This is a genomic window from Cupriavidus sp. D384 (assembly GCF_001652915.1).
Lineage (GTDB): Bacteria > Pseudomonadota > Gammaproteobacteria > Burkholderiales > Burkholderiaceae > Cupriavidus.
Genome location: NZ_BBQI01000090.1, coordinates 232,390 through 243,401, shown reverse-complemented (window position 1 = coordinate 243,401; position 11,012 = coordinate 232,390). Strand labels below are relative to the sequence as shown.

Below are 11,012 nucleotides of genomic sequence, written 5' to 3'. Positions count from 1 at the left end.
TGCTTCAGGCCAGGCCTGCGCGGCGCTCGGCGGCTTCCAGCGTGTTGATCAGCAGCATCGTGATCGTCATCGGGCCCACGCCGCCCGGAACCGGCGTGATGTGGCCGGCCACCTCGCGCACGCCTGCAAAGTCCACGTCGCCGCACAGCTTGCCGGCGTCGTCACGGTTCATGCCCACGTCGATGACCACGGCGCCGGGCTTGACCATGTTGGCGGTGATGATGTTGCGGCGGCCTACGGCGGCCACGATGACGTCGGCGTCACGGGTGTGGGCAGCCAGGTCGCGCGTCTTGCTGTTGCAGATGGTGACGGTTGCACCGGCCTGCAGCAGCAGCATCGCCATCGGCTTGCCCACGATGTTCGATGCCCCCACCACCACGGCGCGGGCGCCGCGCAGCGGGTACTGGATCGATTCCAGCATCTTCATGCAGCCGTACGGGGTGCAGGGGCGGAACAGCGGGGCGCCGGTCATCAGCGCACCGGCGTTGGCCACGTGGAAGCCGTCGACGTCCTTCTCGGGGGCGATCGCTTCCAGCACCTTGTGGCTGTCGATATGCTTGGGCAGCGGCAGTTGCACCAGGATGCCGTGGATCTTCGGATCGTTGTTCAGCGCGTCGATGCGGGCCAGCAGGTCGGCTTCGGACAGGTCGGCCGGGTAGCGGTCCAGCGAGGAGTAGAAGCCGTTGTCCTCGCAGGCCTTGACCTTGTTGCGCACATAGACCTGGCTGGCGGGGTCTTCGCCCACCAGCACCACGGCGAGCCCGGGCTGGTGACCGGCGGCGGTCAGGCGGGCGGCGCGCTGGGCGGCTTCGGCACGGATTTGTTTGGCAAGGGCGTTACCGTCGATCAGTTGGGCGGACATGGGCGTACGTGACTGGAAAGGCTGGAAGGATGGGGGCGCGCGCCGCGCGGGGGCGGGCGCGTGCAAAACCCGGATTATAAAGGCTTGGCGCGATTCGGAGCCGGCTTGACCGGATGCAAGCGGAGATCGGCCGGCGGCTGCTAGCATCCGCCGATGGACATCGACGATTCTTCAATTCCGGAATTGCTGGCGACCTGGCCGCTGCCTACCCTGGCGGTGGCCGTGCTGGCCTGGGCGCTCTCGCAACGGCCGTGGCGGGTGCTGCGGCGCGAGCCGATCCAGCATGCCTGGCTAGGGACGCTGGTGTTCCTGGCGCTGCTCTGGACGGCGCGCGCCACGCTGGGCGGCGGGGTGGTCATCCAGCTGATGGGGGCTACGCTGGCCGTGACGATGTTCGGCCTGCCGATGGCGCTGGTGACGCTGGCCATCGCCAACGTGATCTCGCTGGTCGGGCTGGCCTACCTGGCCGGGCAGGCGTGGCAGGACATCCACTGGGTATCGCTGGCGCCGCGCTTTATCTGGATGGCGGCCGTGCCCGGGCTGGTCACCGCCGGCCTGCAGGCCACCCTGCGGCACTGGCTGCCACGGCACCTGTTCATCTTTATCCTGGGCCACGGCTATTTTGCCGCGCTGGTGGCGGCCATTGTGTCGGGGGTGCTGCGCCTGGCCTGGCTGATGCTGGCGGGGCAGACGGGCGATGCCGGGCTGACTGTGGGCGACTGGCTGACCGGCGTGGTGATCATCGCCTTTGGCGAGGCGTTCCTGACCGGCATGCTGGTGGCCATCTTCGTCATCTACCGCCCGCAATGGGTGGTGACGTTCGCCGACGCGGAATATCTGGAGGGAAAGTAGGGGCCGGACCCGGCTTGGGCCGGGAGGCGGGCAAAGGCAGGGGTGCGCCACCCGCAGCGGCCGCGCCGGCCACCCCGTGGCGATGCACGGGCGGCCGGCGCGTCGCCTGTCCTGCGCGGATCAGCTGTTGCGCGACAGCGCCAGGCGCAGCAGGTCGGCCACGGTGTTGACGTTGAGCTTTTCCATGATGTTGGCGCGGTGCGCCTCCACGGTCTTGATGGAAATACCCAGGTCGTCGGCGATCTGCTTGTTCAGGCGGCCGGCCACGATGCGCTCCAGCACCTGCTGCTCGCGCGTGGTCAGCTTGGACAGCAGGTCCTTGGCGGCGCGCTGCTCGCGGGCGGTGGAATGATCGGTGCGGGCCTTTTGCAGCATCCGTTCCACCAGCGCGCGCAGTTCCGATTCGTCGAACGGCTTTTCGATGAAATCGATGGCACCGCGCTTCATCGTCGACACCGCCATCGGCACGTCGCCATGGCCGGTGATGAAGACGATGGGGATATCGATGTTCTCGGCGATCATGCGCTCCTGCAGTTCCGGGCCGCTCATGCCCGGCATGCGCACGTCAAGGATCAGGCAGGCCACCGAACTGGTGTCGTAGGCGGACAGGAACTGCTCGGCGCTGTTGAAGCTGCGCACCTGGTAGCCGTTGCCCTCTAGCAGCCAGGTCAGCGAGTCGCGCATCGCTTCATCGTCGTCGACGATGAAGACGGTCTCGCCACGATGCGGCGTTGGGCTGGGCGTTGCGGTCATGAAGTCTCCTGGGGCAAAGTCGTTTGCAACGAAGTGTAACTGCATGCGGCGGCGCGCAACACCCCCAGGCAAATCGTCCGGACGGCCTCCCGATGCCCCGCGGCAGAGGGTCGTCCGGCATGCCCGGGGGCGCTCCCGAGGTTATTGCTCGGGTAGCGCGGGCTGCAGCGGCAGGGTGATTTTAAACGTACAACCGATGCCGTCCACATTGTTTTCCACCCACAGGCGGCCCTGGTGGGATTCAATGATCGACCGGCAGATGTTCAGGCCCATGCCCATGCCGTCCGATTTGGTGCTGAAGAACGGCTCGAACAGGCGTTCCTTGGTGGCTTCGTCCACGCCCGGACCCTGGTCGATCACGTCGATGCACACCGATTGACCGAACTCAACATTCTCGACCCGCGCATGGAGCCGGACCACGCCGGCCGCGCGCATTGCCGGCAGGCCGGCCATGGCTTCCACGGCGTTCTTGAGCAGGTTGACAAGCACCTGTTCGATCAGCACCGGATCGACATAGAGCATCAGCGGCGGGGCGGGCAGGCGCGTCAGGATGGTCACGCGGCGGCGCGTGGCTTCCAGGTCGGCCAGGCCCACGGCGTCGGCCACGATGTCGTGCAGGGCGGCCTCGCGCCGTTGCGGCTGGCTGCGCTTCACGAAACCCCGGATGCGGCTGATGATGGTGCCGGCCCGCACGGCCTGCGCCGACGTCTTCTCCAGCACCGGAATCAGGTCCTCCGGCGTGCTTCGGCCCGAGTGCAGGCGCGCCACGGCACCCATGCAGTAGTTATTGATGGCTGCCAGCGGCTGGTTCAGCTCGTGCGCCAGCGACGACGCCATCTCGCCCATGGTGGTCAGGCGGCTGGTGAACTGCAGGCGTTCCTCATGCTGGCGCGCCATTTCCTCGGCGGCCTTGCGCACCGTGATGTCGGTGGCGATCTGCATCTGCGCCAGATGGCCGTCCACCCACTGGATATAGCGGCGGCGCACTTCGAACCATTTCTGCATGTCCGGCACGAACACCTCGCGGGCGTCCGACGCGTACGGCATCAGCTCCGAGGCGGGCAGGCCGGCATAGGCGTCGACGAAGTCGGTGTTGTCACTCGACATCTGCTCCTTGTCGAAGTCGTCGCCGGCCAGCTTCAGGTGCCCCTCGGCCTCCCAGCCGAACAGCTGGCGGTAGTAGCGGTTGGCGAACAGCAGTTCGGCCTTGTCGGTGGCAAGCACCGACACCGCGGCATCCAGGCTTTCCAGCACCGTGGTGAAGCGGTCGTGGGCGGCGGCCAGTTCCTCGCGGGCGCGCTTGGGCTCGGTGATGTCCGTCATCGAACTCATCCAGCCGGTATGGCGCCCGCGGCTGTCGACCAGCGGCGACACGTACATCCGCGCAAAGAAGCTGCTGCCGTCGCGGCGCATCACGCGCATTTCATAGCCGGTGGCCGGCGACTTGCCCTGCAGCGTCAGGTCGATCTGCTTCTGCATTTCCTGCTGGTCGTTGGGCGGCCAGTAGGGGAAGGGCGGGATGCGGCCCACCAGTTCGGGCTCGGACCACCCCGTCATGCGGCAGAACGCCGGGTTCACGTAGGTGATGCGGCCGTTCAGGTCCAGCGCCCGCAGGCCGATCAGCATCGAATTTTCCATCGCGCGCCGGAACGAAGTCTCGGCCAGCAGCGCGCGCTGCGCCTCGGAGCGGCGGCTGGTGTGCCGCCACATGCTCCAGAGGCTCCAGAGCAGGAAGCACGACAGCCCCACCACCAGCCACAGCAGCATGTTGTTGGGCAGGTTCGATGGCGGCGGATAGGCATCGGCACGCAGCGACAGCGAATGACCCGGGGGGTCGAGCAGCACCTCGTAGGACAGCGCATTGCCCGGCACCGGCCGTACCGACGTGCTGGCCCGGGTCTGGTTGTTCTTGTCGATCAGCGAGAAGCGGTAGCGCTCGGTCAGCTCGGGTGGCAGCAGGTGGGTCAGGATGCCGTTGATCGAATAGAGCGCGCCGAGGGTGCCCAGGAACTCGTTGTCGCGCACGATCGGCACTTCCATCAGCATGAAGCTGTCGCCGCGATCGTTGGTCAGCGGGCGGGAATAGACCACGCGCTGGGTCTCGCGGGCGGCGTCGAAGGTGTCCAGGACTTCCGGTTCCAGCGGCTGGTCCACGGTTTCACGCAGCCGGCTGGCGAATTCGGAGGTGGATGGCAGCGACCAGCGGCCACGCTTGGTGGCGTCGAGCCAGTTGATGAAGACGATCTCGGGGTTCTCGCGCAGGATTTCCTGGGCGGCGGTGCGGTAGGCGCCCTGGTCCAGCTGCGCGGCGGCGATGTCGCGCGCCAGCGAGGCCATCTGGTCCTGGTTGCTCAGCAGGGACAGCCGCACCCGCTGCTGCGCCCAGGCGGCATCGCGGTACAGCGAATCGCGCTGCTGCTGGCGTTCGGTTTCGTGCAACGACCACAGGATGACGCCCATCGCCACCGTGAACAGCACGATTGCCACCAGCGGAATGAACATGAACCAGCTGGTTGCAACCAGGTTGCGCCAGCGCATGATCCACAGCCGGCGCGGCGGTGCGGCCAGCGGCTCCATGACGTCGGCATGATCGCCGTGTTCGGGGTGCTCATCGTGCCCGCCATGCGGGTCGCCATGGCCAGCGCGCGCCACGCCGGGCGCCACGCCCTGGCTGGAATCGCTGACGGTACCGGCGGAATTCGGCGGCAGGATGGCCATTCGCAGGCCGGAGAGGATTCGTTGGAAGAACTGCATAGGGTATTGACGGTCGACCGGCCAGTGTATCGGCTTTATTGCGGTGCGTCGCTTGGGGAAAGCGCCTATCCGGCACAGGGAATCCGCCAAATCCGGCAGGCCGGTTTCCGGCGCCGCCGGGCGGTTTCTGGTGCACTGCGGCAATATTCCACATTATAAGAAATGACTTCGTAATCTGAAAATTTAGCTTGTCAGCCGTTGCTGTGCTTCCATAGAATCGCTTCGACCGAACAATGCGGGCGGAGCCATGTGCTTGCCGTCGAGGATCCGGGCGCTGCGACCCGACGCGAAAGATCCCGGCCCTGGCCATTGAACCGATGCCAGGGGCACACAGGCAAGGCTTTCGCCGCGACGTCAAAACCGTCAGACCGGCCAACCGAGATCCGCCATACCGGGCGGGCGCCGGGGCAGGAATTTACCCAGGAGACAGTCATGTCCGCTGTACCAGAGCAGATCCTCGGCGCCAGCAGCGCCAACGACGCAGATCCCCAGGAAACGCACGAATGGCTGGATGCCCTGCAGGGCGTCCTGAATGCGGAAGGCGCCGAACGCGCGGCCTTCCTGATCGACAAGCAGATCCAGTACGCCCGCGTGAACGGCGTGACGCAGCCGTTCCACGCCGAGACGCCGTACATCAACACCATTCCGGTGGAGCAGCAGGCACGCATTCCGGGCGACCAGGATATCGAGCACCGCATCCGCTCGTACACGCGCTGGAACGCGATGGCCATGGTGCTGCGCGCCAACAAGAACACCAACGTCGGCGGCCATATCTCGTCGTTCGCCTCGGCAGCCACGCTCTATGACGTGGGCTACAACCACTTCTGGCGCGCCCCGTCGGAACAGAGCGGTGGCGACCTGGTCTTCGTGCAGGGCCACTCGGCTCCGGGCGTGTACTCGCGCGCCTTCCTGCTGGGCCGCCTGACGGTCGAGCAGCTCGACAACTTCCGCCAGGAAGTGGACGGCAAGGGCATCTCGTCGTACCCGCACCCGTGGCTGATGCCGGATTTCTGGCAGTTCCCGACCGTGTCGATGGGCCTGGGCCCGATCATGGCCATCTACCAGGCCCGCTTCATGAAGTACCTGGGCAGCCGCGGCCTGGTGAACGCCGAAGGCCGCAAGGTCTGGGCCTTCCTGGGCGACGGCGAGACCGACGAGCCGGAATCGCTGGGCGCGATCGGCATGGCTGGCCGCGAGAAGCTGGACAACCTGGTCTTCGTGATCAACTGCAACCTGCAGCGCCTGGACGGCCCGGTGCGCGGCAACGGCAAGATCATCCAGGAACTGGAATCGGAATTCCGCGGTTCGGGCTGGAACGTGATCAAGGTGGTGTGGGGCAGCCGCTGGGACCAGCTGCTGCAGCGCGACACCAAGGGCCTGCTGATGAAGCGCATGATGGAATGCGTGGACGGCGAATACCAGACCTTCAAGGCCAAGGACGGCGCCTACGTGCGCGAGTTCTTCTTCAACACGCCGGAACTGAAGGCCATGGTGGCCGACTGGTCCGACGACGACATCTGGCGCCTGAACCGTGGCGGCCATGACCCGCACAAGGTCTACGCGGCCTACAAGGCGGCCAGCGAGCACAAGGGCCAGCCGACGCTGATCCTGGCCAAGACCATCAAGGGCTATGGCATGGGCGATGCCGGCCAGGCCATGAACGTGGCCCACCAGCAGAAGAAGATGCCGGTGGACGCCATTCGCGCGTTCCGCGACCAGTTCAATATCCCGGTGCCGGACGACAAGCTGGAAGAAGTGCCGTACCTGACCTTCGAGGAAGGCTCGAAGGAACTGGAATACATGCGCCAGGCGCGCATGAACCTGGGCGGCTACCTGCCGGCCCGCCGCCAGAAGGCCGACCCGCTGAAGGTGCCCGAGCTGTCGGCGTTCGACGCGCTGCTCAAGGCCACCGGCGAAGGCCGCGAAGTGTCCACCACCATGGCCTTCGTGCGTATCCTGAACACGCTGCTCAAGGACAAGCAGATCGGCAAGCACGTGGTACCCATCGTGCCGGACGAATCGCGCACGTTCGGCATGGAAGGCCTGTTCCGCCAGGTGGGTATCTGGAACCAGGAAGGCCAGAAGTACGTGCCGGAAGACCATGACCAGCTGATGTTCTACAAGGAATCGCAGACGGGTCAGGTGCTGCAGGAAGGCATCAACGAAGCCGGCGCCATGTGCGACTGGATCGCCGCGGCCACGTCGTATTCGACGCACGGCGTGCAGATGATCCCGTTCTACATCTACTACTCGATGTTCGGTATCCAGCGTATCGGCGACCTGTGCTGGGCCGCTGCCGACATGCGCTCGCGCGGCTTCCTGCTGGGCGGCACGTCGGGCCGCACCACGCTGAACGGCGAAGGCCTGCAGCACGAGGACGGCCACTCGCACGTGTTCCACGCCGTGATCCCGAACTGCATCTCGTACGACCCGACGTTCCAGTACGAGCTGGCCGTGATCATGCAGGACGGCCTGCGCCGCATGTACGCCGAACAGGAAGACGTGTACTACTACCTGACGGTGATGAACGAGAACTACGAGCATCCGGAAATGCCGGCTGGCGTGGAGAAGGACATCGTCAAGGGCATGTACCAGTTCCGCAAGGGCGTGGAAAACAGCAATGCACCGCGCGTGCAGCTGCTGGGTTCGGGCACGATCTTCCGCGAGGTGATTGCCGCCGCCGACATGCTCAAGAAGGACTGGGGCGTGGAATCGGACATCTGGAGCTGCCCGAGCTTCACCGAACTGGCCCGCGAAGGCCAGGCCACGGAGCGCCACAACCTGCTGCACCCGACGGAAGCGCCGCGCGAGTCGTTCGTGGCCCAGAAGCTCAAGGGCGTGCGTGGCCCGGTCATCGCGTCGACCGACTACATCCGCGCGTTTGCCGAGCAGATCCGTCCGTTCGTGCCGCGTCGCTACGTGGTGCTGGGCACCGACGGCTTCGGCCGCTCGGATACCCGCGAGAAGCTGCGTCACTTCTTCGAAGTGGATCGCAACTGGGTGACGGTGGCCGCGCTGAAGGCGCTGGCTGACGAAGGTGCGATCGGTCGCGAGAAGGTGGCGGAAGCCATCAAGAAGTACAACCTCGACCCGAGCAAGCCGAACCCGATGTCGGTCTGATTCCCCGGACTTGCACGACTGAACCCCCGCAGCGCGGCAACCCGCCGCGCCGCGGGCGCCCCCGGCTGGCCCGGCGGTGCCCCGCGGCGCAGGTGATGCGCGGCAGCGTGACAGATGCGTGCGGCGAGAGTAACCTCGCCGATTGCGTTTGTCGTGTTGAGCGTAACGAACCAGGGTGCCGGCTGCCCAGGAGAGACACTGAATGAGTCAAGCGATTGAAATCAAGGTGCCGGACATCGGCGACTACGACGCCGTTCCCGTCATCGAAGTGCATGTGAAGCCGGGCGACCAGATCAACGCGGAAGACGCGCTGGTCACGCTGGAATCGGACAAGGCCACGATGGACGTGCCGTCGCCGCAGGCCGGCACGGTCAAGGAAGTCAAGATCAAGGTGGGCGACAACGTGGCCGAAGGCACGGTCCTGGTCATGCTGGAGCCTGCCGGCGCCGCCGCAGCCGCCCCGGCTCCGGCCGCAGCTCCGGCACCGGCCGCCGCTGCGCCGGCCCCGGCTCCCGCTGCGCCGGCTCCGGCCCCCGCAGCCGCGCCGGCCGGTGGTGGCACGGTCGAAGTCAAGGTGCCGGACATCGGCGACTACGACGCCGTTCCTGTCATCGAAGTCCACGTGAAGCCGGGCGACCAGATCAACGCGGAAGACGCGCTGGTCACGCTGGAATCGGACAAGGCCACGATGGACGTGCCGGCCCCGCAGGGTGGCATCGTCAAGGAAGTGAAGGTCAAGGTTGGCGACAACGTGGCCGAAGGCACGTTGATCCTGATCCTGGAAGCTGCCGGTGGCGCCGCCACGGCGCCGGCCGCAGCACCCGCTGCTGCCCCGGCACCGGCCGCTGCTCCGGCGCCCGCGCCTGCTGCTGCTGCGCCCGCGCCGGCGCCCGCTCCCGCCGCTGCGCCCGCCCAGGGTGTGACCGGCAAGGCCGCCCATGCCAGCCCGTCCGTGCGCAAGTTCGCGCGTGAACTGGGTGTGGACGTGACGCGCGTGCCGGGCTCTGGTCCGAAGGGCCGTATCACCCAGCAGGACGTGCAGAACTTCGTCAAGGGCGTGATGTCGGGCCAGACCGCTGCGCCGGCTGCCGCCGCTGGCGGTGGCTCGGGCGTCGGCCTGGACCTGCTGCCGTGGCCGAAGGTCGATTTCACGCGCTTTGGCGAGGTGGAATCGAAGCCGCTGTCGCGCATCAAGAAGATCTCGGGCGCCAACCTGCACCGCAACTGGGTGATGATCCCGCACGTCACGAACTGCGACGAGGCGGATATCACGGACCTGGAAGCGTTCCGCGTGCAGCTGAACAAGGAAAACGAGAAGGCTGGCATCAAGGTCACGATGCTCGCGTTCATGATCAAGGCCACCGTGGCGGCGCTGAAGAAGTTCCCGAACTTCAATGCGTCGCTGGACGGCGACAACCTGGTGCTGAAGAAGTACTTCAACATCGGCTTCGCCGCCGACACGCCGAACGGCCTGGTCGTGCCGGTGATCAAGGACGCCGACAAGAAGGGCGTGATCGAGATCAGCCAGGAAATGGGCGAGCTGGCCAAGCTGGCACGCGACGGCAAGCTCAAGCCTGACCAGATGCAGGGCGGCTGCTTCTCGATCTCGTCGCTGGGTGGCATTGGCGGCACATATTTCACGCCGATCATCAACGCGCCGGAAGTGGCCATCATGGGCGTCTGCAAGTCGTACATGAAGCCGGTCTGGGACGGCAAGCAGTTTGCGCCGCGCCTGACGCTGCCGCTGTCGCTGTCGTGGGATCACCGCGTGATCGACGGCGCCGAGGCCGCACGCTTCAATACGTACTTTGCTGCACTGCTGGCGGACTTCCGCCGCATCCTGCTGTAAGCGGTCGCTTGAAGATGATTCTGGCGTCGTTGCGCGGCGTGGCCGTACCGCTGGTACTGTCTGCGGCCGCGCGCAGCGCCAGAACCGCTTCGCTTCATCCTGAAGCAACCGCAACGCACACCGGCGGTGCCGGTGTGCGAATTGCCGAGTAAGGGGGCGTGCCATGACTACCTGCGTTGTTGTACGCAAGGGTGACGAGGTGGCGATCGCGGCCGATGCGCTGGTGACGTTCGGCGATACGCGGCTGTCGCGTGCCTACGAGCGTAACCAGAAAGTGATTCCCGTAGGCGAGAGCTTTGTCGCGCTGGCGGGTACCACGGCGCATTTCCCGGTCATGCGCGCACTGTTGACGGGCATGGGCGAAGAATGCCGCCTGATGACCCGCGACGACGTGTTCCGGACCTTCCTCAAGGTGCATGAAAGGCTCAAGAACGAGTATTTCATCAACACCAAGGAAGACGAGGACGACCCCTACGAGTCATCGCAGATCGTTTGCCTGATCGCCAATCCCGGCGGCATCTTTGGCGTTTATTCCTACCGCGAGGTGTTTTCGTTCGACCGTTTCTGGGGCATCGGCTCGGGCCGCAACTATGCGCTCGGGGCCATGCACGCGGTGTACGACCGGCCCGAAATGGACGCCGGCGACATTGCGCGGATCGGGGTCGACGCGGGGATCGAGTTCGACAAGAGCTCGGCGGGCCCGATCGACGTGCACACGGTGAAGATTCTTGCGGCACCCCATGAGACGCCCCAGCAACCCGGCGGCGCGGCAACCAACAAAGACGGCGCGGCCTGAGCCCGGAGCGGGCAGGGCGCGCATCC

7 protein-coding genes are annotated in these 11,012 nt (G+C 66.0%); 4 read left to right on the top strand and 3 right to left on the bottom strand.

Features of this window, described 5'->3' with window-relative positions; translation table 11 throughout:
* Positions 1–4: 4 nt before the first annotated feature.
* On the bottom strand, positions 5–862 hold the full coding sequence (gene folD, locus A9J21_RS18865; RefSeq protein ID WP_066738480.1) for a bifunctional methylenetetrahydrofolate dehydrogenase/methenyltetrahydrofolate cyclohydrolase FolD: 858 nt from the start codon (positions 860–862) through the stop codon (positions 5–7).
* 153 nt (positions 863–1,015) lie between these two features.
* Between folD and A9J21_RS18860 the strand changes: the two genes are divergently transcribed.
* Positions 1,016–1,714, top strand: coding sequence for an energy-coupling factor ABC transporter permease (locus tag A9J21_RS18860; protein ID WP_066738477.1), 699 nt, complete (start codon positions 1,016–1,018; stop codon positions 1,712–1,714).
* Positions 1,715–1,834: 120 nt separating this feature from the next.
* Here the strand turns inward: A9J21_RS18860 and A9J21_RS18855 are convergent, their stop codons facing one another.
* Together A9J21_RS18855 and A9J21_RS18850 are read right to left on the bottom strand one after the other, a co-directional pair.
* Entirely contained in the window at positions 1,835–2,467 is a 633-nt protein-coding gene (locus A9J21_RS18855; RefSeq protein WP_066738474.1) for a response regulator transcription factor, read from the bottom strand.
* 141 nt (positions 2,468–2,608) lie between these two features.
* Complete coding sequence (locus tag A9J21_RS18850) at positions 2,609–5,221, bottom strand: PAS domain S-box protein (protein ID WP_066738471.1); 2,613 nt, start codon at positions 5,219–5,221, stop codon at positions 2,609–2,611.
* Positions 5,222–5,653: 432 nt separating this feature from the next.
* On the opposite strand from A9J21_RS18850, the gene aceE reads away from it, so the two are divergent.
* The 3 genes from aceE (at position 5,654) to A9J21_RS18835 (ending at position 10,986) form a co-directional block, all read left to right on the top strand.
* On the top strand, positions 5,654–8,341 hold the full coding sequence (gene aceE, locus A9J21_RS18845) for a pyruvate dehydrogenase (acetyl-transferring), homodimeric type (RefSeq protein WP_066738468.1): 2,688 nt from the start codon (positions 5,654–5,656) through the stop codon (positions 8,339–8,341).
* A 202-nt stretch (positions 8,342–8,543) separates the two neighbouring features.
* Entirely contained in the window at positions 8,544–10,190 is a 1,647-nt protein-coding gene (gene aceF / locus A9J21_RS18840) for a dihydrolipoyllysine-residue acetyltransferase (RefSeq protein ID WP_066738465.1), read from the top strand.
* 163 nt (positions 10,191–10,353) lie between these two features.
* Positions 10,354–10,986 carry an MFS transporter gene (locus A9J21_RS18835; protein WP_066738462.1) on the top strand — a complete coding sequence of 211 codons (633 nt, stop codon included), beginning with the start codon at positions 10,354–10,356 and terminating at the stop codon, positions 10,984–10,986.
* Positions 10,987–11,012 lie beyond the last annotated feature (26 nt).

Coding starts and splice junctions, on each gene's coding strand:
- folD (WP_066738480.1), bottom strand. CDS start 862: ATGTCCGCCCAACTGATCGACGGTAACGCCCTTGCCAAACAAATCCGT.
- A9J21_RS18860 (WP_066738477.1), top strand. CDS start 1,016: ATGGACATCGACGATTCTTCAATTCCGGAATTGCTGGCGACCTGGCCG.
- A9J21_RS18855 (WP_066738474.1), bottom strand. CDS start 2,467: ATGACCGCAACGCCCAGCCCAACGCCGCATCGTGGCGAGACCGTCTTC.
- A9J21_RS18850 (WP_066738471.1), bottom strand. CDS start 5,221: ATGCAGTTCTTCCAACGAATCCTCTCCGGCCTGCGAATGGCCATCCTG.
- aceE (WP_066738468.1), top strand. CDS start 5,654: ATGTCCGCTGTACCAGAGCAGATCCTCGGCGCCAGCAGCGCCAACGAC.
- aceF (WP_066738465.1), top strand. CDS start 8,544: ATGAGTCAAGCGATTGAAATCAAGGTGCCGGACATCGGCGACTACGAC.
- A9J21_RS18835 (WP_066738462.1), top strand. CDS start 10,354: ATGACTACCTGCGTTGTTGTACGCAAGGGTGACGAGGTGGCGATCGCG.